The sequence below is a fragment of the Streptosporangium sp. NPDC049376 genome (genome assembly GCF_044466505.1).
Lineage (GTDB): Bacteria > Actinomycetota > Actinomycetes > Streptosporangiales > Streptosporangiaceae > Streptosporangium.
Map to the genome: position 1 here is coordinate 49,960 of NZ_JBITMT010000001.1, position 21,211 is coordinate 71,170.

Genomic DNA, 21,211 nt, shown 5'->3' on the forward strand with positions numbered 1-21,211 from the left:
CGAACCGGGTGGCGGGGCGTGTCCCGGCGCGAGCTGCTGCGCGGCGCCCTGGCCGGGCTCGGCCCGCTGGCCCTGTCCTCCTGCGCCTTCCCCGTCGGCGGCGCGCCTCCGACGTCCACCGCGGGCGCGCCCCGTCTCGTCGAGGACGGTCCCCTGGAGATCTGGATCTTCGACGGGGGGCTCGGCGACGACTACGCCAGGACCATTCACGAACCGCTGGTCGCCGCCCGCTTCCCCCGCCTCAGGATCAGCCACAACGCGACCAAGGAGATCTCCAGGACCCTCCAGCCGCGTTTCGTCGGAGGGGACCCGCCCGAGGTCGTGGACGACTCCGGGGCCGGGGCCATGGACCTGGGTGCCCTGGTCCAGGACGGCCAGCTCACCGACCTGACACCGTTGTACGACGCGCCCAGCTGGGACGACCCCTCCGTCACGGTGCGCGAGACCGTCGATCCCATGGCGATCGAGCTGGGCGGCTACGGCGGCAGGCCGTACGTCATGAACTACACCAACACCGTCTGGGGCATCTGGTACTCGCGGCCGCTCTTCGAGGCCAGGGGGTGGCGACCGCCCAGGACGTGGGCGCGTTTCCTCGACCTCTGCGAGGAGATCAGGCGTTCGGGGATGGCGCCGTTCACCTACGCGGGCACCCACCCCCAGTACATCTACGAGCCCATCCTCACCCTCGCGGCGAAGATCGGCGGCAGGCGGGTGCTGACCGACATCGACAACCTCGCCGAGGGCGCCTGGCAGGCCGAGCCCGTACGGCGGGCCGCCGCGGCGTTCGCGGAGATCGGGGCCAGGCACCTCCTTGAGGGCACCGCGGGCCTCGACCACGTCCAGACCCAGATCGCGCAGAACCGCGGGCTGGTCGCCATGCTGCCCTGCGGTTCCTGGCTGGAGAACGAGCAACGCGGCTCAGCCCCGGACGGCTTCGGCTACGCGATGTTCCCGCTGCCCGACTTCGGCCCCTCGGACGCCATGCCGTACGGCACGCTGCACGCCCAGCCGGGTGAGGAGTACATCGTGCCCGCGCGCTCGGCCAACCCCGGGGCCGGGCTCGAATACCTGCGGGCCATGCTCTCCCGGCGGGCGGCGGGGAGGTTCACCGAGGCCGTCTCGACGCTCACCGTCGTCAGGGGGGCGGCCGACGGTCTCAGGCTCAAACCCGGCCTGGAGAGCGCCCGCGCCGCCCTCGCCGCCGCCGGCGGCAACGTCGTCACCTTCATGTTCCGCAGGTGGTACTCCGAACTGCACGACGAGGTCGCCGCGGCCTCGGGGCAGCTGATGAGCGGGGCGATCAGCGCCGACCGGTGGGCCGAGCGGGCCCAGCGCAAGGCCGACGTGCTCAGAGCCGACCCCTCGGTGCGGAAGTTCACGAGGTAGCCGCCGATGAACCAGCACAGGAGACGGTTCGTCGCCGGGTTCCTCGCCGTCCCGGTCACGCTGTACACGGTCTACGTGCTCTCCCCCTGCGCGCAGGCCCTCGTCATCGCGCTCACCGACTGGCGCGGGGTCAACGCCGTCCCGCGCTTCGTGGGGGCGGACAACTTCCGCAGGCTCCTCGGCGACGAGGTCTTCCTGCGGGCCGCCGGCCACAACCTGCTGCTGCTGGCGCTGGTGCCGCCGCTGACGATCGGGCTCGCCCTGCTGTTCGCCTGGCTGCTGACCGGTGACGGGGCGGCCGGGCGCACGGGCGGGGGAGCGGTCAGGGGAGCGGGGTTCTACCGGGTGGTCTTCTTCTTCCCGCAGGTGCTGGCCGTCGTCCTGGTCGCCGTCCTGTTCCGGCAGATCCTCAGGCCGGACAGGAGTGGGATGCTCAACGGCCCGCTGACCGCCCTGGGGTTCGAGCCGGTCGGGCCGCTGGCGGAGACCCGCCTGGCGCTGTGGGCCGTGCTGTTCGTGCTGGTCTGGCAGGCGGTCGGGTTCTACGTCGTGCTCTTCTCCGCGGCCATCGTCTCCATCCCGCGCGAGCTGTTCGAGGCCGCGGCCATCGACGGCGCCAGGGGCGGACGGCTGTTCCTGCGGATCACCCTTCCCCTGCTGCGGGACACGGTCCAGGCGGGCTGGGTCTATCTCGGCGTCGCCGCGCTCGACGTCTTCGCCGTCGTGTGGGTGATGACGGCCGAGCAGGGCGGTCCCGACCACTCCACGACGGTGATGGCGGCGGAGGTCTACCGCAACGCCTTCCACTACTCCAGGTTCGGTTACGCCTGTGCGATGGGTGTGGTGCTGTTCGCGCTCACCACCGGGTTCGCGGTGCTGGTCCTGCGGCTGACCCGGCGCGAGCGGATCGAGTTCCGGTGAGCGCGGCCCGCGCCCGCCTCACGGCGCTCCTCTCGCACGCCGTCCTGCTCTGGTGGACGCTCCTGGTCACGGTGCCGATCGCGTGGACCTTTCTGGCCTCGGTGAAGAGCGAGCGGGAGATCTTCGGCGACGCCTGGTCGCCGCCGGCCACGATCCGCCTCGACAACTGGGCGCGCGCCTGGCAGCAGGCGCACGTGGGCCGCTACATGCTCAACAGCGTCGTCGTCGTGGCGTGCGGTACGGCGGGCACCATGCTGTTCGGCGCGATGGCGGCCTACGTGCTGGCCCGCTACCGCTTCCGCGGCAGCCGGATCGTGCACGCGCTGTTCGTCGCGGGACTGGCCCTGCCGGTTTACCTGGTGCTGACCCCGCTGTTCTTCGTCGTCAGGAACACCGGGGCGCTGCCGCTGGTCGGCCCGTTCATCGGCCTGAACACCCACGGCGGGCTGATCCTCGTCTACATCGCCTTCTCCCTGCCGTTCACGGTGTTCTTCCTGACCGCCTTCTTCGGGACCCTGCCGGAGACGGTCGCGGAGGCCGCCTTCGTGGACGGCGCCTCGCACACGCGGGTGTTCTTCCAGATCATGCTTCCGATGGCCAGGCCCGGTGTCGTCAGCGTGACGGTCTTCAACGTGCTCGGCCAGTGGAACCAGTACCAGCTTCCCCTCGTGCTGCTGCCCTCCGACCGGGACAGCTGGCTGCTCACGCAGGGCATCGCCGACATCTCGACCACGGCGGGCTACGACGCCGACTGGGGCGCGCTGTTCGCCGCGCTCGGTATGGCGATCATCCCGATGATCGTCGTCCACGCGCTCCTTCAGGGACAGATCCGCAGGGGGCTGACCGCGGGGGCGTTCAAGTAGATCGGATTTTGCCGTTCGCGGAGATTGGGTTAACTGTTGGAGTGACACTGACGACATATCGGGCAACCGACACCCTGTCTGTGACCTCCTCCGCCCGCCTCGGCGGGCGTCGACGTCTTCTCGGGCTGTTCCTGGCGCCCGTGGTGGCTGCCGGGGCCGCCGTCCCGCTCGCCCCGGGCCAGGCCGCGCACGCCGCCCCGGCACGTTCCACGGTGACCTCCGGAGTCTCGGCCTCGGCTTCGGCACCGGGGCTCGACGACCCGGCCAAGAAGGAGATCGCGATGAAGCTGGTCTCCAGCGCGGAGAACTCCTCCCTCAACTGGCGGGCACAGTACAAGTACATCGAGGACATCGACGACGACCGCGGCTACACGGCGGGCATCGTCGGCTTCTGCTCGGGCACCGGGGACATGCTGGACCTGGTCAAGCTCTACACCCGGTACAAACCGCACAACCCGCTGGCCAAGTACCTCCCCGCCCTGCGACGGGTCAACGGCACCGACTCGCACAAGGGCCTCGACCCCGGCTTCACCAAGGCCTGGGCCCGCGCGGCGAAGGACAGGGCCTTCAGGAAGGCGCAGAACCACGAACGCGACCGGCTCTACTTCCGCCCCGCCGTACGGCAGGCCAAGAAGGACGGCCTGCGCGCCCTCGGCCAGTTCGTCTATTACGACGCCATCGTCATGCACGGCGGCGGCGACGACTCGCTCAGCTTCGGGGCGATCCGCAGGAACGCGCTGAAGAAGGCCAAGCCGCCGTCGCAGGGCGGTGACGAGACCGCCTACCTCAACGCCTTCCTCGACGCCCGCAAGGTCGCCATGAAGGCCGAGTCGGCCCACGAGGACACCAGCAGGGTGGACACCGCGCAGCGGGTCTTCCTCAGGAAGGGCAACCTCGACCTGAACACGCCGTTGTCGTGGAAGGTCTACGGCGACTCCTACCGGATCAAGAAGTAGCCGTCCGGCTCAGGCCCGCTCGCCGGTCGTCAGGCCGTCGAGGAGGACCGTGATGTAGTGGTCGGCGAGTCCCGCGGTGTTCAGGCGTCCCCCCGGCCTGAACCAGCGGACCGTGACCCAGATGCTGTCGCGGACCATGCGGTAGGTGAGCTTGGGGTCGATGTCCCCGCGGAGCTGCCCGGCGGCCTGGCCGCGCCTGATCTGCTCGACCCACATGCGCTCGACCTCCTCCTCGGTCCTGACCAGGTAGTCGAAGCGGTCGCCGGGCAGGGAGCGCAGGTAGTTCCAGTCGTTCTGCATGACGGTGATCGCCGCGCGGTGCGGTTCGAGCGTGCCGAAGGCGACGCGGACCATCTCCGACAGGGTCGTGCGGGGGTCCTCCCGCCGGTCGAGCACTGTGCGGTAGCGGCCGACGAGGTCGTCGAGGAAGGTGGTCAGCACCTCGTCGACGATCGTCTCCTTGGAGTCGAAGTGGTGGTAGAGGCTGCCGGACAGGATGCCGGCCTCCTCCGCGATCTCGCGGACGGTTGTCGCCTGGAATCCCTTGCGGGCGAAGAGGTCGGCGGCGAGTTTCACGAGGTGTTCGCGGCGCTCCGAGGCGGAGCCGGATGAGGCCGCGCGCCTGGTCGCACCCTGGCGTCTGACGGAGGTGGTCGTGGCGCCGGAGTTCTTTCTCGTGTTCACGTCCTCCATTATGAGTCTTTGCGTAATCGCTTGTTCGCGCGAACGAACCAGCTCATCGCGGCATTCGCCCCGTGCCGGGCGCCTGTCCGGAACGGTGTGGCGGGGCCGCTCTCCGGCGCCGAGCCGTACGGCTCGTGCCCGGGTGGGCGCGGGGTGGGTTTCGGTTTTCCGTAAGGGGAGGGGAAAGCCTTCCCTTACCGACAAAACTCATAAACGTCACTTCTCTGGACATGCCTCCTCTTTCTTGGAGCGCGTCCGGTCTCCGGAGGGGGCTCGTGACGGATCCGGCTTCGCTGGCGCGCGCCACACGGATGGTTTCGCTCAAAGATCGCCCATGGTGACGCACCCGGCACGTCCCGTGGCTTCCGGTGACCGTTCCCCCTGCCGCCCCTGGAGCGTTCCCGGGTACCAGGTGTCACTCCGGATCGCAGGATCTTGACGGAAGGCCCATGGTCAGCCCCCTAGCGATAAAGAAAGTTTCCTATTAGATTTGCGCGCAAGGCCGATGGGAGCGCTTCCTCCCACGCCTGTGAACACAACATGGTGTCCGCGTGTCCTCGGCATGAGATGCCGGCCGGCCATGAGGCGAGGAGGGTGCATGAAGCGCGGCCAAGAGCTGCTTCGTCTGGCGGACACGGTTGTTCTCCCGGGATTCGAGGGCAAGTCACCGCCCGACTGGGTCCGCAGACGCCTGAGCGAGGGCCTGACCGGGGTGGTGCTCTTCTCCAGGAACATCGCCACCCCCTCCCAGGTCGCCGACCTCACCGCGGCGCTGCGCGCGGAGAACCCGCAGGTTCTCGTGGGCATCGACGAGGAGTCGGGAGAGGTGACCCGGCTTGAGGCGGCGGCAGGGAGCACGCGCCCCGGCAGCTTCGCCCTCGGAGTCGTCGACGACGTCGCGCTCACCGAGGAACTCGCCGCCGACCTCGGCCGCGATCTGGCGCTGACCGGCGTCAACCTCAACTTCGCACCCTCGGCCGACGTCAACTCCAACCCCGACAACCCGGTCATCGGCCTGCGCTCCTTCGGCGCGGACCCCGACCTGGTCTCCCGGCACACCGCGGCCTGGATCCGGGGCCTGCAGTCGGCGGGCGTCGCCGCCTGCGCCAAGCACTTCCCCGGGCACGGGGACACCTCGGTCGACTCCCACCACAGCGTCCCGCTGGTCACGGCGACCGCCGAGGAACTGCGCGAGGTCGCGCTGCGGCCCTTCCGCGCGGCGATCGCCGAGGGCGTGCGCACGGTCATGACGGCCCACCTGCTGGTCTCCGCTCTCGACCCGGGCGTGCCCGCGACGCTCAGCGGCAAGGTGCTGCACGACCTGCTCCGTGTCGAACTCGGCTTCGAGGGCGTCATCATCACCGACGGCATCGAGATGACCGCCGTCTCGGGCCCGTACGGCATCGGCGGCGCCTCGGCGCTGGCCATCGCCGGAGGCGCGGACGCGATCTGCATCGGCGGCCAGAACTCCGACGAGCAGACCGCCATCGACGTCCGCGACGCCATCGTGGACGCGGTGATCGAGGGCAGGCTTCCCGAGGAGAGGCTGGCCGACGCCGCACGGCGGGTGTGCGAACTGGCCCTGTGGGCGGCCTCGGCCCCCAGGCGGCAGGACCCCGCGCCCTCGCGTCCGGGAGACGTCTCCATCGGCCTTGAGGCGGCCAGGCGGGCGCTGCGGATCACCCGCCGCTCGGCGAGCGCCTCCCTTCCCCTGGCCGCCCCGCCCCACGTGCTCGAACTGGCCCCCGAGATGAACCTGGCCATCGAGAAGGACACGCCCTGGGGTGTCGGTGAGCCGCTCGGCAAGCTGCTGCCCGGCACCACGGTGACGCGCCTGGACGCCTCCGGGGCGACCGGGAGCGCGGTAGAGGGGGTGCTGGCCGCCGCCACCGACCGGCCGCTGGTCGCCGTCGTCCGCGACGCCCACCGTCACCCCTGGCAGATGGACGCCCTGCAGCACCTGCTGGCAGCGCGCTCCGACGCCGTCGTGGTCGAGATGGGCCTGCCGGGACGCTCCGACCTCGGCGCCGTCCACATCGCCACCCACGGCTCCTCCAAGGTGTGCGGCCAGGCCGCGGCCGAGGTGCTGGCGGGGGACGCCTGATCCAGCGTGTTCCGCCGCCCCCGGGCCGCGGGAACGGCGGAACACGCTCACAGGCCGGGCAGGCGGCCGTTGCGGAACAGGTCGACGAACAGCTGGTGGTCGGCCCTGGCCCGCGCGCCGTAGGCGTGGGCGAAGTCGACGAGCACACGGGTGAACCCGGCGGCGTCGGCACCGATCACGTTCACGATCGCGTCCTCGGTCGAGAAGTCGACCAGGTCGTGGCTGGACTCGTCGTCGGCGACGGAGTGCATGCGGGCCACGGCCCTGCCGAGGTCGCCGATCACCGAGGCGAGTTCCTCCGGCTCGTTGACGTCGCCCCAGTCGAGGTCGGCCGAGTAGGGGGAGACCTCGGCGACGAGCTGGCCGACGCCGTTCAGCGTCGTGTGGCCGAGCCAGGGGTCGGCGTAGGCCTGCAGGGCCCGCTGTGACTCCGCCGTACGGTGCCCCTGGTGCCTGAAGTAGCCGCGTACCTTCTCGTCGGTGATGTACCGGGCGACGGCCGGGACCTGGGCCTGCTTCATGTAGAGGATGACGTCGTTCTCCAGGGCCTGGGTGTGGCCCTCAAGGAGCATGTTGTAGGACGGCAGGCCCGCCGAGCCGATGCCGACGCCCATGCGGAGCGCGAAGTCCTTGATCCTGTGCTCGACCGCGGGGACCGACGAGGGGAGCGTGGTGAGGTACTCCGCGAAGGCGGCCTCGACGGCGTGCCTGGTCTCCTCGTCGACCGGATAACGGCCGTCCATGATGGCGAACCTGCGCTCGAAGTTGTCGATCGTGGTCTCGACGTCGAGCAGCGCGACCCGGGTGTTGAGCCGGGCGACCTGGAGCACCCGGTGCAGCACACCGGTGGTCGTCTCCAGCGTCAGTGAGCCGATCGCCTCGTCCCCGCCCTCGGAGATGCCGGTCAGCTCGGTGAGGTAGGCCTTGGCGAACCCCGAGACCAGGTCGGTGATCACCTCGTCCGACAGCGCCTTGGCGTAGCCGATGAGCGCGACGCTGGCCACGAACCGCTTGAGGTCCCAGATGTAGGGGCCGACGTAGGCCTCGTCGAAGTCGTTGACGTTGAAGACCAGGACGCCGGAGGCGTTCATGTAGGTGCCGAAGTTCTCCGCGTGCAGGTCGCCGTGTATCCACACCCGGCTCGTCTGGTCGTCGAGGAAGGCCGTGTCGGCGAAGGAACCGGCCATGTCCGCGTAGAACAGGCAGGCGCTGCCGCGGTAGAAGGCGAACGGGGAGGCGGCCATCTTCCTGAACTTGCGCCGGAAGGCCGGGGGGTCACGCCTGATCGACTCGCCGAACTCGGTGATCAGGACATCGAGAATGTGCGCCGAGCGCCCATCTGTGGTCATGGTGCGCACGTTAGGGCCCACCGCCCGGCTCCGCCAGGCGAAGACGTCACAGGGCCGTCACAGCGGCGGCTTCCCGGCGGAAGGGATGTCCGGGGAAACAAGGGGACATGCCATGGAATGAGGCGTTCGCCCGCGTCTGTTGGGGAGAGAGGACTCCGACCACGGTGTCCTCGCGGGGAGAGACGGTGACGCGGCTGTGACACGACGGGGACCGGTGGTGGCCGGGCTCATGCTCAGCACGGCCCTGGCCGCGATGGACGCCACGATCGTGGCCACCGCGGTCCCGGCGATCGTGCGTGACCTGGGGGCCTTCTCCCTCTTCCCCTGGGTCATCGCGGTCTACATGCTGGCCCAGGCGGTGTGCACCCCGATCTACGGCGGGCTCGCCGACGTCTACGGCCGCAAACCCATGCTGCTCGTGGGCGCGGCGACCTTCCTGGCCGGGTCGCTGCTGGCGGGTGTGGCCTGGAGCATGCCCGTCCTCATCGTGGCGCGGGCGGTGCAGGGGGTCGGGGCGGGAGCGATCCTGCCGATCACCCAGACGATCGCGGGCGACCTCTACCCACTGGCCCAGCGGGGACGCATCTCGGCGCTGATGTCCACGGTGTGGGGAGGCTCCGCGCTGCTCGGCCCGGCACTGGGCGGCCTGCTGTCGGAGTTCGGGCTGTGGCGCTGGGTCTTCCTGCTGAACCTCCCGATCGGGGTGGCCGCGCTGGCCATGGTCACCGTGTTCCTGCGCGAGTCGGTCGAACGCCGTCCGCACCGCCTCGACCTGTTCGGCACCGCCCTGCTCGCGGCGGGCGTCGTCACCGTGATGATCGGGCTCCAGGAGACCGTCTGGTGGCTGATCGCGCCCGGTCTGGCGTTGCTCGCGGCCTTCCTGCGCTGGGAGCGGCACGCGGCCGAGCCGGTCGTGCCGCCGTGGGTCTGGCGTGACCGGATGCTGCTCGGCTCGTTCCTCGGCAGCGCGCTCGTCGGCGTGGTGCTGATCGCCCCCGCCCTCTACCTGCCCACCTACGCCCAGGGAGTGCTCGGGGTCGGCGCGGTCGCCGCCGGGTTCGCACTCGCCACGCAGTCCATCGGCTGGCCGCTGGCCGCAGGACTGGCCGACCGCCTCTACCTGAGGTACGGCTTCCGCGCCACGGCCCTGGCCGGGATGGTGCTCGTCGTCGTCTCGGCGGTGATGTTCACGCTGCTGGGCCCGGCCTCGCCGCTCGTCTACGCGGGCCTGTGCGCGTTCGTCAACGGCGCCGGGCTCGGCCTGGTCTCGGTCTCCTGCCTCGTCGGCGCGCAGTCCGTGGTCGGCTGGGAACGGCGTGGCGTCGTCACGGGCGGGGTGGTGTTCTTCCGCAGCGCGGGAAGCGCGGTGGGCACGGCGGTCTTCGCGGCGGTCGCGAGCCTGTCCCTGCTGTCGTCCGGTTCCGTCGGCTCGGTCGACGACGTCGCCGCCGCGCTGGACGGTCCAGGGGCGCAGGCCGCCCGTTCGGCCCTGGCCTTCGCCGTGCACCACGTCTTCCTGGCGATGACGGTCGTCGTGGTGCTCGGCGTGCCGGCCGTGCTGGTGATGCCGAGAAGGGGACGGCCGTTGTCCGAAACCCTTTCCAAGGCCGAGCCGGAAACCGTTTCCGAGGGCGGGGAGGACGGTGGGCGGACCCGCGCGGACCGCTGAGTCGTACGGGAGCGTTCCATTTTCCGAGAACGGTTTTCATAAGGGAGGCCGCCCAGGGCCGGGGCGGCCTCCCGCCGTTTTTACAACCATTTTGGGTCTTGTAGAGCCCGGGGGTCAGGGTTACGATCCGCATAATTATTAGGAAACTTTCCTAAAGGAAAGAGCATCAACATGCGCCGATTAGCTTCTGTGCTGGTGGTGTTCGCCATGGCGGCCGCGATGGCCGCATTGTCGATCCCCGCCCACGCAGCCGCTCGCCTGACAGCCGCCTTCACCCTCACCGGCAACCAGGGCAAGTTCGTGGTGAGCAACCCCAACAGCACCGCTGTGACCGGTTGGTCGATCACTTTCGAACTCCCCTCCGGGGTGACGGCGAGCGGTGCCCAGAATGCGACCATCTCGCAGACTGGCACCAAGGTGAAGCTGACCCCCGCCTTCTACATCAACACCGTGAAGGCGAACGGCAACACCGAGCCCTACAGCCCGACCTTCACGCTCAGCTCGGCCGTCCAGCCGACCAAGTGCACCATCAACAACGCCAACTGTGACGGCAGCGGCGACCCGCCCCCGCCGGACGCGCCCGTCACCGCGACCTACTCGGCCAGCGGGTCGCGTGGCAAGTTCGTGGTCAACAACAACACCGACGCCGCGCTCAACGGCTGGACGATCACCTTCGACCTGCCCGCCGGTGTCACCGCCAGCTCCGCCGACAACGGCTCGATCAGCCAGAGCGGCCGTTCGGTCACGCTGAGCCCGGCCCACTACAACACCAACGTCGCGGCCCACGGCTCGACCGAGCCCTACAGCCCGACCTTCACGCTCAGCAGCGCCTCCGCCGAGCCGGACAACTGCCGGATCAACGACGTCAGGTGTGACGGCGCCGCCGACACCCCGCCCGGCGTCCCCGGCAACCTGCGCTCGCCGGTCAAGACCACCAAGACCGTGACCCTGGCCTGGGACGCGGCCACCCAGGGCAGCCTGCCCATCGTCGGCTACCAGGTCTACAAGGGCAGCGACGTGGCGGCCACGGTCACCGGGACGACCGCGACCGTCTCGGGCCTGACCCCGAACACCGAGTACACCTTCACCGTCAAGACCAAGGACAGGAAGGGCACGCTCTCCGCGGCCACTCCTCCGCTGAAGGTCACGACCAACAACGCCGGTGACGACACCCAGCCGCCCACCGCGCCCACCAACCTGCGCAGCACCGGCAAGTCCTCCTCGACCGTGAACCTCACCTGGGGTGCCTCCACGGACAACAAGGAGGTCGCGAACTACGAGATCTACAGCGGCTCGACCCTGCTGACCACCTCGACCTCGACCTCGACCACGGTGACCGGCCTCTCGCCGTCCACCGAGTACACCTTCACGGTCAAGGCCCGCGACACCTACGACAACGTCTCCGACGCCAGCAACGCGGTGAAGGTCACCACCGACGACATCATCGGCAGTGGCTACGCCCGGGTCGGCTACTTCGTGCAGTGGGGCATCTACGGCCGTCAGTACTTCGTCCGCAACCTCGACACCACCGGCGTCGCGGCGAAGCTGACCCACCTCAACTACGCCTTCGGCAACATCGACCCGGTCAACCTGACCTGTCTGCAGGGTGTGACCAAGGGCACCAGCGGCAACCCGCAGGACCCGAACCAGGGTGACGGCTCCGGCGACGCGGACGCCGACTACGCCAGGCCGATGAGCGCCGGTCAGTCGGTCGACGGTGTCGGCGACACCGGCTGGGAGAAGCTGCGCGGCAACTTCAACCAGCTCAAGAAGCTCAAGGCGAAGTACCCGAACCTGAAGATCCTGATCTCGCTCGGCGGCTGGACCTACTCCAAGTACTTCTCGGACGTGGCCGCCACCGACGCCGCCAGGAAGAAGTTCGTCTCCTCCTGCATCGACACCTACATCAAGGGCAACCTGCCCACCTACAACGCCGCCGGCGGCCCGGGCAGCGCTGCCGGGATCTTCGACGGCATCGACCTCGACTGGGAGTGGCCGGGCGCGGAGGGCCACCCGGGCAACCACATCGGCGCCAACGACAAGCAGAACAACACCCTGCTGATCGCCGAGTTCCGCAAGCAGCTCGACGCCCTGACCGTCGAGACCGGTAAGCGCTACCAGCTGACCGCCTTCACCCCCGCCGACCCCGCCAAGATCGAGGCCGGCTGGGAGCTCGCCGAGGTCGCCAAGTCGCTGGACATCTTCAACGTCCAGGGCTACGACTTCCACGGATCGGGCAGCGACAACTCGTGGGAGCCCAACGTCGCCGGCCACCAGGCCAACCTGTACGCCGACAACGACGACCCGTACAACTTCCACTTCAGCGTGGAGAACGCCGTCAACGCCTACCTGCAGGCCGGGGTGAACCCCCGCAAGATCGCCATCGGTCTCGCCTACTACGGGCGTGGCTGGCAGGGGGTCGCCGACGGCGGCAAGTCCGGTGAGTGGCAGTCGGCGACCGGCGCCGCGCCCGGCCAGTTCCAGGACGAGGCCGGTACCCGTGGATACAGCAACCTGCTGGCCAGCGTCCCCGGGTGCACCATCAAGCACGACGAGCAGTCGGTCGCGACCTACTGCTACACCGGCAACGGCGGCCAGTGGTGGACCTTCGACGACACGTGGACGATCGCGAAGAAGACCGCATGGCTCCGCAGCAAGAACCTGCTCGGCGTGATGATCTGGGAGATGTCCGGTGACCCCGGCACCCTGACCAACGCCGTGGACGCGGGCCTGAAGTAATCGATCGGGGGTAATCCCCATCAGAACGGGCTGTCCCCGCGACCTGCGACGCCGCGAGGACAGCCCGTTTCGCGTGCCGGCCTGTTCAGGCGTCACGGTGCCTGAACAGGGGAACGGCGACGACGAGCGGGAGCGCGATCCAGGCCAGGTAGACGGCGAAGCCGGTCCAGGGCCCCATCCCGACGGGACTGACCAGGGCGATCCGGCTGCCCGCGTTCGAGGGGGTGAGCTCCACCAGCCTCCTGCCCAGCTCGCCGGGCACGAACGCGACCAGCGTCGGCAGCACCATGAGCAGTGCGCAGGCCGTCACGATCGCGCCCGGGGTGTGCCTGATCAACGTGCCGAGCGCCAGCCCGAGCAGCCCGCCCGCGGCCAGGTAGAGCCCGGCGCCGACGATGGCCCGCAACACGCCGGGATCGGCCAGGGAGACCGCCGCCGCCCGCCCGGCGAACACGGCCTGACCGGCGAGGAAGGCGGCGAAGGAGGCGACGACGCCCACGACGAACGTGACCCCGGTGCGCACGGCGGTCTTGGCGGCCAGGAACCTCAGCCTGTCCGGCACCGCGACCAGGGAGGCGCGGATCGAGCCCGTGCGGTACTCGCCGCAGACGACGATCACCCCCAGCGTCGCCGTCACCGGCGCCGCGAGCATGATGCCCATCAGGCTGACGGAGACCGGGGTCGGACAGGCGCCCGCCGCCCCCGGCGCTCACGGCGACCAGCGCCCCGGCCGCGCCGAGCGCGACCATCAGCGCCGTCACGGCGCCCAGGGTCCACACGGTCGAGCGCACCGAGCGCACCTTGGTCCACTCGGACCGCATCACGTCGATCATGAGGAGTACTCCAGACTGTCCTTGGTCAGTTCCATGTAGGCGGCCTCCAGGGTCGGCCTGACGAGGGTCAGTTCCTCGACCGCCAGCCCCCGCGCGGCGACGACGGTCCCGACCTCAAGGGGAGAGCGCCCGGTGACGCGCAGGTGGTCCCCGTGCGTCTCGGCACCGGGCAGCAACCCGGCCACCTCCGCCAGGTACGGCGAGCGCACCCGGACGTACCCCTGCGAGCTGCGCCCGATGAACTCCTCCATCCCGGCGTCGGCGATCAGCCTCCCCCTGCCGATGACGACGAGACGGTCGGCGGTCTGGGCCATCTCGCTCATGAGGTGGCTGGAGACGAAGACGGTGCGCCCCTCGGCGGCCAGGTCACGCATCAGCGTGCGGATCCACAGGATCCCGTCGGGGTCGAGCCCGTTGACCGGCTCGTCGAACAGCAGGATCTCCGGGTCTCCCAGCAGCGCCGCGGCGATCCCGAGCCGCTGCGACATGCCCAGCGAGAACCCTCCGATCCGCCGCCCGGCCACCGCGCCGAGCCCGACCGTCTCCAGCACCTCCCCGACCCGGGAGGCGGGGATCGCGTTGCTCCGCGCGATGGCCAGCAGGTGGTCGCGGGCGCTGCGCCCGCCGTGCACGGCCTTGGCGTCCAGCAGCGCGCCGACCTTGCGCAGCGGGTGCCTGAGCTCGCCGTACGGCACCCCGCCGACCGTCACCGTCCCCGAGGTCGGCCGGTCGAGGCCGAGGGTCATGCGCATCGTGGTTGACTTGCCCGCTCCGTTCGGCCCCCCAGGAAACCGGTCACCAGACCGGGTCTGACGTCGAAGGACAGGCCCGCGACGGCCGTGGTTCCGCCGCACTCCTTGGTGAGGCCGATGGCCCGTATCGCTGTCATGCCCCAAGGCTCTCCGGAGGGGGCGGGCGTTTCCTCCTGCCACGGGACCGTCCGCGGCGGCCCGGACCGGGAGCCGGGTCCTACTCTCCTGGTCTGACCAGGCCCCGTTCGTAGGCGACGATCACGGCCTGCGCCTGGTCCCGTGCGCCGATCTTGGCGAACAACGCCGTCACGTGGTTCTTCACGGTGTTCGGTGAGATCGCGAGCGCGTCGGCGATCTCGGCGTTCGAGCGGCCCCCGCCGATGAGCGTCAGCACCTCCAGCTCCCTCGCGGTGAGCCCGTCGAGAGGGGTCCGGCCCCGGATCCGGGCGGGTGCCTGGGACGGGGCGCCTCTGACGTGGGTGCGGATGAGGCCGAGGAGCAGACGCGGCGCCACGGCCTCCAGGCCGTCGGCGGCCTCGCCGACCACGGTGATGCCCGGCTGGGCGTTCAGCATGAGCCGGTATCCGGTCCTGACCAGGGTGTGGTCGTCGGCCAGCAGCACGGTGATCACAGCGGCAGCCTCGCGTGGACCCGGAAGCCGCCCGCCGGTCCCGGTCCGGCGTCCAGGCTTCTCCCGCACAGCGCGACCCGCTCGGCCATCCCCACCAGGCCGAAGCCGCCGGGGGAGGGCGGGACGGTCACGGGCCCGTCGTCGCCTCCGGAGCCGTCGGCCCGTAGCACTTTCAGCAGGTGCCGCATCTCGGTGAGGGCCTGCCTGGCGTTCTGCTCGGCGGCCAGCAGCGCCTGCGTGGCCTCGGGCGGCTCCGTGGGCAGGGTCACCCTGGCTCCGCCGACCAGCGCGCTGACCACGGTGATGTGGTGGGCGACGACGTCGTGCAGCTCACGGGCGATGCGGCGGCGTTCGGCCTGCACCGCCTCCTCGGTCCGGATGCTCTCCTTGAGCGGTCGTGTCTCCGCCCTCGATCGCGCCAGCAGACCGGCGCCGGTGAGGACCAGCGGGAAGAGAGAGCACCGAAGGCGAACGCGCCGGAGGACTGGGGGCCCGCCGTGAGGGACGCGGAGGACGTGACGGCGTAGGCGGCCGTCACCGGGAGGAGTGATCGTCAGGCGCCCCGCGATGTCGAGCGCCGCGATCACGACGGCGACCGGGACCGGGTGGCGGCGCCGCGCCAGAAGGGGCGGGACGGCGAGCAGGAACAGCCCCGCCCTCATGGCCGTGTCCGGATCGTCGTCCAGCAGGGTGAAGGGCAGGACGATCAGCGAGGGCAGGAAGAGGAGCACGACCAGCGTCACGTCGAAGATCTGGGGACGCCCCAGGAGCAGCCCGACTTTCCGCCCCGACCGCATGGGGTGATCTTAGTCGCCGGAGCCGCCGGACGGGCGGGAGAGCGGAGACGCGTCCTGGCGGGCGTGGGGGACCCGCCAGGACGCGCTCCTGCCCGGCGCGGCGATGCGAGGACCCCGGCGAGGGTTGGGGTCCTCGAACCGGTTACCCGCGCCGGGGGCCGGTGACAGGGGAGACGCGGACCTGAGGAACCCGCGCCTCCCCGGAGGGGGTGTCGCCGAAGACCGGACCCTGGTGGCGCCGGAAGAGAGGGCGGATGCCGCCTTTCTCATTTCGGACAAAAAACCTATTTCTCCACCAAAGGGTCAGATCTGTCGGTACCGAAAGCGCTCGTGTGCCGTCCCCATCGCTCTGGTAGGTGTGGGGGAATCCGTGGCGGGGCGACGCGCAGCGCAGTAGGCGCGTCGGACCGCCGAGGTCGCGCCGGGACGGGCGTGGCGCGCCCACGCGGACCGATGGCACCGGCGTTCACCCCCTTGCCGACCTTTCGATGGATTTGTACCAACGATTGGATGATGCGGGTAACGAGAGGTTGGGTCAAGAGGCTGTTCCCCGGTAAAACCAAATCGTCTAGTTTTGTTGGCACAAAGGGGACTTAATGCCGCGGTCAACGCTGTATCAGCTGGTGGCCTCCGAACTCCGGAGGGCCATCTACTCCGGTGCGCTCCGGCCGGGCGATCAGCTGCCGACCGAGGTCGAGCTCATGGGCATCCACCAGGTGAGCCGCAACACCGTACGGCTCGCCCTCGGAGAGCTGGTCAACGAGGGCCTGATCACCCGCACCCCCCGCAGGGGAACCGTCGTCAGGGAGCGCAGGCCGCTGCTCATCCACCCCCAGCGGGAGCTCCAGCCGCAGCCGGAGGAGACCAAGGAGGCCTTCGCCTGGGCGGTCTCCCAGGAGGGGCGCGTGCCGAGCCAGCACATCGAGGTCGCGATCGTGCAGCCCGCCGAGGAGATCGCCAGCAGGCTGGAACTGGCCGACGACGAGTTCGCCGTGGTCCGCCGCAGGCTGCGTTTCGTCGACGGCCAGCCGTACAACACCAACGACTCCTACTTCCCGCTGTCCCTGGTCGCCGACTCCGAGATCGCCCGTCCCGGCGACATCACGCGCGGCGCCAACAGGGTGCTGACCGAGCTGGGCCACCGTCAGGTCCGCATGGTCGACGACATCTGGGCCAGGATGCCGAACACCTCGGAGACCCACCGCCTGCAGCTCCAGTCGGGCACGCCGGTCGTCGTCTACATCAGGGTCGGCTACGACGAGGGCGACACCCCCGTCCGGGTCGCCGTCTCCGTGCTCCCCGCGGACAAGCACCTGATCAGGTACGAGCTGGAAAGCCGCTGACATCTCCGTGACCGCCCGGCCGGGCCGGCTCCCAGCACGCCCGCGCCGCGGGCGCCTGCCGGGCCGCCCGCCCAAGGCGGCAGGGCGCGGGCCGCTGCCCCCGCCCTCCCTGGACCCCTAGGCATTCGCCTGGGCCGGCATGGACACCGTGCGTCATCGAACGGTTACTCTCCGTGCCTCTTCACGCACCCTGTGCAACGAAGGGATCAATCATGCACTCCAACACCGTCGGTACCGTCACCGCGCGTCCGCTCGCGCTGCGCACCGCGACCGCCGCCGACCTCGGGGAGGTCCTCACCCTCCTGGCGGAGACCGCCGACTGGCTGAACGGCAGAGGCGTACGGCAGTGGCCCGCCGGAGGCTTCCCCGCCGCGCGCATAGCCCCGCTGATCGAGACGGGTGACATGTATCTGGTGGAGGGCGAGCGGGGCGTGGTGGCCACCATCGCCCTCGACGGCAACGCCGACCCCGAGTTCTGGCGGGCGGAGGACCTCCCCGGCGCCGCGTTGTACGTCCACAAGCTGTCGGTCGCCCGCTCCTGCTCCGGTCTCGGTCTGGGGCGGGCCCTGCTCGACTGGGCGGGCCTGCGGGTGGTGGCCGCCGGAGGGCGCTGGCTCAGGCTCGACTGCTCCAAGGACAACATGAGGCTTCAGGACTACTACCGGGGTCAGCGCTTCACCCACCTGCGCACCGTGGACCTCCCGCACCGCGCCTCGGGAGCGCTGTTCCAGCGGCCCGGAGGCGTACGCGGCGGCCTCGGTACGGCGCTGCCGTTCACCGACCGGCGCGGGCTCGGCGGACGCCGTGGACCGCTTGTGAGCAGCCACGACTCCTCCCTCGCCGAACATGTCTGAACCACGGCGATCCCAGGACAAAGTCATCCGATAGCCTCACCCCATGACCGGTTCCTTGCTTGAGGTGATCGCGCTCGACGTCCGCGACGCCGTCGCGGCTGAGGAGGGCGGTGCCGACCGTCTTGAGGTCGTCGCCGACATCGCGTCCGACGGGCTCACCCCGGCGGTGGAGACGGTCGCGGCGATCTCCAAGGAGTGCGCGCTGCCGCAGATGGTGATGCTGCGCGGCGAGGCCTCCTTCCTGGCCGGGCCCGAGACTCTGGAGAGCCTGCGGCGTGACGCCAAGGCCCTCGCGGAGGCGGGCGCGGCCGGGTTCGTCTTCGGCTTCCTCGACCAGGCGGGGACGGTCGACCTCGCCGCGACCGAGGCGCTCATCCACGCCGTCGCCCCGCTGCCCTGGACCTTCCACCGGGCCGTCGACCACGCGGCCGACGTCCAGGCGGGGTGGCGGGCCGTACGGCTGCTGCCCAACCTCGCGACCGTGCTCACCTCGGGCGCGCCCAGCGGCGTCGGGGACGGCCTGCGGGTGCTCAAGACCCGCTGCGAGGCGGGGGACGGGCCACTGATCATGGCCGGTGGCGGGCTCAAGCCCACACACGTCCCGGCGTTGCTCGAATACGGCGTGCGCGCCTTCCACGTCGGAGGTGCCGTACGGGCCTCGTGGGCGCACCCGGTCGAGGCGCGCAGGGTCCGTGAGTGGCGGGCCCTGATCGACTGACGCCGCCCTCCTCGTCGCGGCCCACGCGCCGGGGAGGGCCCGCCGAGCCGGGTGAGGTCACCGGCCGCCGGCGTCGAGCATGGCGTCCAGGCCCAGGAGTTTGACGCGTTCGCCCCGGCCCAGCGTCCTGGCCAGGGCGATCTCCGCGGCCTCGATGGCCAGCCAGCGGTCGTAGGTGACGGGGGAGACGCCCCGTGAGGCGAGCAGGGCGTCCAGGCCGCCGCGCGGCACGGGCGCACGGCCGGCGAGATCGGCCAGGAGCGTGCGGACGGTCTCCGCGGCGTCGGACTTGTTGGTGCCGATCACACCGGTCGGGCCGCGCTTGAGCCAGCCCGCGACGTACTCGCGGTCACGGACCCGGCCGGCCTCGTTCGGCACGGTCGAGGTCCGCTCGGAGAAGGGCACGCCGGGCAGCGGGAGGCTGCGGTAGCCGACCGAGCGCAGCACCATCCCGACGGGAAGGGTCTCGAACTCACCCGTCCCGACGATCCCGTCCTCGGTCCGCCTGGTCCGTTCGAGCCTGAGCCCCTCGACCCGGTCCCGGCCGACGATCTCCACGGGCCGCATCCAGAAGCGGACCTCAAGCCGCCGGGGACGACCGGCGGGGGTGCGGGCCGCCCAGCCGCGCAGCACCTCGACGTTCCCCCTGACCTGGCGCGAAGCCCGGGACAGGTCGGCCGCCGACTCGTCCGGACGCACGTGCACGTCCGCGTTCGTCAGCTCGCCGAGCTCCCGCAGCTCCTTCAGGGTGAACTTGGCGTGCTCCGGCCCCCGGCGGCCGATCATGTGGATGACCCGCACCCGGCTGGCCGCCAGGCGGGCGAGCACCTCCTCGGGCACGTCCGTGGCGCGCAGCTCCCGCGCGGACTTGGCCAGGACACGCACCACGTCCACCGCGACGTTGCCGACGCCGACCACCGCGACCTCGGGACTGTCGAGGGTGAACCGGTCGGCCGGCACCTCGGGATGGCCGCAGTACCAGTTCACGAAGTCCGTGGCCGCCGCGCTTCCCGGCAGGTCCTCGCCCGGCACGCCCATCCGCCGGTCAACCGGCGCACCGGTGCAGTAGACCACGGCGTCGTAGCAGGCCAGCAGGTCGGCGACCGAGACGTCCCGGCCGAGTTCCACACCGCCGAGGAAGCGGACGTTCGGCAGTTCGAGGACCCGTCGCAGGTAGTCGGCGATCGACTTGATCGAGGTGTGGTCCGGGGCGACGCCGTAGCGCACCAGTCCGTACGGCGTCGGCAGCCGTTCGAGCACGTCCACCTCGACGGCTCCGGGGGCCTGCCTCGTCAGGGCCTCCGCCGTGTAGAGACCGGCCGGTCCCGAGCCGACGACCGCGACCCTCAACGGCCTGTTCTCCGGTGCCATGTCGCCTCCCAAGCGGTGACCGCCCCTGAGGGTGATTCTGTCCCACCACGGCGCCGGGCGGCCAGGGTGACGCGGCCGTTGCGCGGGCCGGGTTCCCGGCGCTCCTCTTGACCATCTCTTGGGGTATTTGGGTCATTCTTGCAGGTCAGATATGCTTTGCATGGTTATGGGGGCAATGCGATCGGGGGATCACTGACCTTGGCGGGATCGGACCATACGCTCGAATACGACTACCTCGCCGGAGACCGGCAGGAGCGGGCAATCCTTCTGCACATGGTGCTCTCCCTCCTGGTCGGCATGATCCTCGGCGCGGCCGGAGCGCTGCTCTCCTACGGGCCACAACTGATCCACTCGCTCTACGAGCCGTATGCGTACGTCCTGTTCGTCGTGATCGTGGGGCGCACCGCCGCGGGATTCGGCTGGGCCGCCCTGACCAGCGCGCTGGCGAGCTTCGGCCCCCTCATCGCACTGCTGGCCGCCACGATCTTCGAGTCGGGCGCGAACCTGCTCAACTTCACCGCCAGAGGGCCGGGAATGGTCCTCGGCAGCAACGGCCCGACGGTGAACCTCACCGTCGCCACCCTCGCGACCTTCGGAGTGCTCGCCTACTTCAGCGGACGACGTGACGTGTGGGGCGACCTGGCCTGCGGCGCGCTCGTTGGAATCGTCGCGATCGACGGGCTCGACAAAACCCTCCGGGGCGGCCCCGAGTACATCCGGGGATTCTGGCCCTGGGACACCCTCCTCGTGGCCGTGTTCGTGATCGGACTGCTCCTGGCACTACGCAGGGGCCGCTCCCTGGGCCGCTGCGCCGTGGTGGCCCTGACCGTCCTCTCAGCGGCGTTCGTGTTCGCGATCGGTATGTAGTTGTGCCCTGCCTTTTTGCGCCGCCTGCGGCGGCGCGGGCTTGGGCGCCCTGAGTCGGTGTCTTCCCTCGTCGTTCGTCCGCTGCGCTCCCTCACTCCTCAGTCCAGACACCGACGCGCCCAAGCCGAAACCCCTCACGCACGGCACCGGTAAGGCCCAAGCCGAAACTCCTCACGCTTGGGGCCGATTGAGTCGATCGAGCTCTCCGACGCCCAGAGTGAGGGTTTGACCTTGTGCTTTACCGGCGCCGTGTGGGAGGGGTTTCGGCTTGGGCGCGTCGGCGCTTGGACTGAGGAACGCGGGAGCGCAGCGACGGAGTGACGAGGGAAAGCGCCGACTCGGGGCGCCCAAGCCCGCGACGCCGAAGGCGGCGC

General features: G+C 70.4%; 17 protein-coding genes and 1 pseudogene. 11 read left to right on the plus strand and 7 right to left on the minus strand.

Annotation, left to right across the window (positions count from 1 at the left end; genetic code table 11):
* The first annotated feature begins 18 nt into the window (after window positions 1-18).
* The 4 genes from ngcE (at window position 19) to ACIBVQ_RS00220 (ending at window position 4,126) form a co-directional block, all read left to right on the plus strand.
* A complete protein-coding gene (gene ngcE / locus ACIBVQ_RS00205; protein WP_399174693.1) occupies window positions 19-1,386 on the plus strand; it encodes an N-acetylglucosamine/diacetylchitobiose ABC transporter substrate-binding protein in 1,368 nt (455 codons plus the stop codon).
* 6 nt (window positions 1,387-1,392) lie between these two features.
* Complete coding sequence (locus ACIBVQ_RS00210; RefSeq protein WP_352008427.1) at window positions 1,393-2,307, plus strand: sugar ABC transporter permease; 915 nt, start codon at window positions 1,393-1,395, stop codon at window positions 2,305-2,307.
* Window positions 2,304-3,170 carry a carbohydrate ABC transporter permease gene (locus ACIBVQ_RS00215; RefSeq protein ID WP_352008428.1) on the plus strand — a complete coding sequence of 289 codons (867 nt, stop codon included), beginning with the start codon at window positions 2,304-2,306 and terminating at the stop codon, window positions 3,168-3,170. Before ACIBVQ_RS00210 ends, ACIBVQ_RS00215 begins: the two co-directional genes overlap by 4 nt.
* Window positions 3,171-3,250: 80 nt before the next feature.
* A complete protein-coding gene (locus tag ACIBVQ_RS00220) occupies window positions 3,251-4,126 on the plus strand; it encodes a chitosanase (RefSeq protein WP_386190095.1) in 876 nt (291 codons plus the stop codon).
* A 9-nt stretch (window positions 4,127-4,135) separates the two neighbouring features.
* Here ACIBVQ_RS00220 and ACIBVQ_RS00225 read toward each other — a convergent pair whose 3' ends face one another.
* Entirely contained in the window at window positions 4,136-4,819 is a 684-nt protein-coding gene (locus ACIBVQ_RS00225) for a TetR/AcrR family transcriptional regulator (protein ID WP_386190096.1), read from the minus strand.
* Window positions 4,820-5,408: 589 nt separating this feature from the next.
* Between ACIBVQ_RS00225 and ACIBVQ_RS00230 the strand changes: the two genes are divergently transcribed.
* Window positions 5,409-6,914 (plus strand): glycoside hydrolase family 3 N-terminal domain-containing protein, encoded by a 1,506-nt coding sequence (locus ACIBVQ_RS00230; RefSeq protein WP_352008431.1) that lies wholly within the window; start codon window positions 5,409-5,411, stop codon window positions 6,912-6,914.
* A 47-nt stretch (window positions 6,915-6,961) separates the two neighbouring features.
* Here the strand turns inward: ACIBVQ_RS00230 and ACIBVQ_RS00235 are convergent, their stop codons facing one another.
* Window positions 6,962-8,263 (minus strand): DUF2252 domain-containing protein, encoded by a 1,302-nt coding sequence (locus tag ACIBVQ_RS00235; protein ID WP_352008432.1) that lies wholly within the window; start codon window positions 8,261-8,263, stop codon window positions 6,962-6,964.
* Window positions 8,264-8,459: 196 nt separating this feature from the next.
* Here ACIBVQ_RS00235 and ACIBVQ_RS00240 point away from each other — a divergent pair, with 196 nt between their 5' ends.
* Complete coding sequence (locus ACIBVQ_RS00240) at window positions 8,460-9,932, plus strand: MFS transporter (RefSeq protein ID WP_399174696.1); 1,473 nt, start codon at window positions 8,460-8,462, stop codon at window positions 9,930-9,932.
* Window positions 9,933-10,103: 171 nt separating this feature from the next.
* Window positions 10,104-12,671, plus strand: coding sequence for a glycosyl hydrolase family 18 protein (locus ACIBVQ_RS00245; protein WP_352008434.1), 2,568 nt, complete (start codon window positions 10,104-10,106; stop codon window positions 12,669-12,671).
* Window positions 12,672-12,756: 85 nt separating this feature from the next.
* Here the strand turns inward: ACIBVQ_RS00245 and ACIBVQ_RS00250 are convergent, their stop codons facing one another.
* The 4 genes and pseudogenes from ACIBVQ_RS00250 to ACIBVQ_RS00265 form a co-directional block, all read right to left on the minus strand.
* Window positions 12,757-13,332, minus strand: coding sequence for a hypothetical protein (locus ACIBVQ_RS00250; RefSeq protein WP_399174700.1), 576 nt, complete (start codon window positions 13,330-13,332; stop codon window positions 12,757-12,759).
* A 168-nt stretch (window positions 13,333-13,500) separates the two neighbouring features.
* Window positions 13,501-14,393: pseudogene (locus ACIBVQ_RS00255) on the minus strand (ATP-binding cassette domain-containing protein).
* 80 nt (window positions 14,394-14,473) lie between these two features.
* A complete protein-coding gene (locus ACIBVQ_RS00260) occupies window positions 14,474-14,887 on the minus strand; it encodes a response regulator transcription factor (protein WP_399174702.1) in 414 nt (137 codons plus the stop codon).
* Entirely contained in the window at window positions 14,884-15,684 is an 801-nt protein-coding gene (locus ACIBVQ_RS00265) for a sensor histidine kinase (protein ID WP_399174705.1), read from the minus strand. The genes ACIBVQ_RS00260 and ACIBVQ_RS00265 overlap by 4 nt, the downstream gene beginning before the upstream one ends.
* A gap of 596 nt (window positions 15,685-16,280) precedes the next feature.
* Between ACIBVQ_RS00265 and ACIBVQ_RS00270 the strand changes: the two genes are divergently transcribed.
* The 3 genes from ACIBVQ_RS00270 to ACIBVQ_RS00280 all read left to right on the plus strand — a co-directional run bounded on the left by ACIBVQ_RS00270 (window position 16,281) and on the right by ACIBVQ_RS00280 (window position 18,599).
* Complete coding sequence (locus ACIBVQ_RS00270) at window positions 16,281-17,027, plus strand: GntR family transcriptional regulator (protein ID WP_352008439.1); 747 nt, start codon at window positions 16,281-16,283, stop codon at window positions 17,025-17,027.
* Window positions 17,028-17,239: 212 nt separating this feature from the next.
* Window positions 17,240-17,881 carry a GNAT family N-acetyltransferase gene (locus ACIBVQ_RS00275; protein ID WP_362910958.1) on the plus strand — a complete coding sequence of 214 codons (642 nt, stop codon included), beginning with the start codon at window positions 17,240-17,242 and terminating at the stop codon, window positions 17,879-17,881.
* Window positions 17,882-17,924: 43 nt separating this feature from the next.
* Entirely contained in the window at window positions 17,925-18,599 is a 675-nt protein-coding gene (locus tag ACIBVQ_RS00280; RefSeq protein ID WP_362783552.1) for a copper homeostasis protein CutC, read from the plus strand.
* Between the two features lie 57 nt (window positions 18,600-18,656).
* Here the strand turns inward: ACIBVQ_RS00280 and ACIBVQ_RS00285 are convergent, their stop codons facing one another.
* Window positions 18,657-19,970 (minus strand): FAD-dependent oxidoreductase, encoded by a 1,314-nt coding sequence (locus ACIBVQ_RS00285; RefSeq protein ID WP_399174708.1) that lies wholly within the window; start codon window positions 19,968-19,970, stop codon window positions 18,657-18,659.
* Window positions 19,971-20,168: 198 nt separating this feature from the next.
* Between ACIBVQ_RS00285 and ACIBVQ_RS00290 the strand changes: the two genes are divergently transcribed.
* Window positions 20,169-20,837 (plus strand): hypothetical protein, encoded by a 669-nt coding sequence (locus ACIBVQ_RS00290; RefSeq protein WP_399174710.1) that lies wholly within the window; start codon window positions 20,169-20,171, stop codon window positions 20,835-20,837.
* The last annotated feature ends 374 nt before the right edge of the window (window positions 20,838-21,211 follow it).

What these genes read in the sequence shown, in the direction of transcription:
- ACIBVQ_RS00265 (WP_399174705.1), bottom strand. Translation starts at nt 15,684, where the DNA reads ATGCGGTCGGGGCGGAAAGTCGGGCTGCTCCTGGGGCGTCCCCAGATC.
- ACIBVQ_RS00230 (WP_352008431.1), top strand. Translation starts at nt 5,409, where the DNA reads ATGAAGCGCGGCCAAGAGCTGCTTCGTCTGGCGGACACGGTTGTTCTC.
- ACIBVQ_RS00225 (WP_386190096.1), bottom strand. Translation starts at nt 4,819, where the DNA reads ATGGAGGACGTGAACACGAGAAAGAACTCCGGCGCCACGACCACCTCC.
- ACIBVQ_RS00285 (WP_399174708.1), bottom strand. Translation starts at nt 19,970, where the DNA reads ATGGCACCGGAGAACAGGCCGTTGAGGGTCGCGGTCGTCGGCTCGGGA.
- ACIBVQ_RS00250 (WP_399174700.1), bottom strand. Translation starts at nt 13,332, where the DNA reads ATGGGCATCATGCTCGCGGCGCCGGTGACGGCGACGCTGGGGGTGATC.
- ACIBVQ_RS00235 (WP_352008432.1), bottom strand. Translation starts at nt 8,263, where the DNA reads ATGACCACAGATGGGCGCTCGGCGCACATTCTCGATGTCCTGATCACC.
- ACIBVQ_RS00275 (WP_362910958.1), top strand. Translation starts at nt 17,240, where the DNA reads ATGCACTCCAACACCGTCGGTACCGTCACCGCGCGTCCGCTCGCGCTG.
- ACIBVQ_RS00270 (WP_352008439.1), top strand. Translation starts at nt 16,281, where the DNA reads ATGCCGCGGTCAACGCTGTATCAGCTGGTGGCCTCCGAACTCCGGAGG.
- ACIBVQ_RS00280 (WP_362783552.1), top strand. Translation starts at nt 17,925, where the DNA reads ATGACCGGTTCCTTGCTTGAGGTGATCGCGCTCGACGTCCGCGACGCC.
- ACIBVQ_RS00245 (WP_352008434.1), top strand. Translation starts at nt 10,104, where the DNA reads ATGCGCCGATTAGCTTCTGTGCTGGTGGTGTTCGCCATGGCGGCCGCG.
- ACIBVQ_RS00210 (WP_352008427.1), top strand. Translation starts at nt 1,393, where the DNA reads ATGAACCAGCACAGGAGACGGTTCGTCGCCGGGTTCCTCGCCGTCCCG.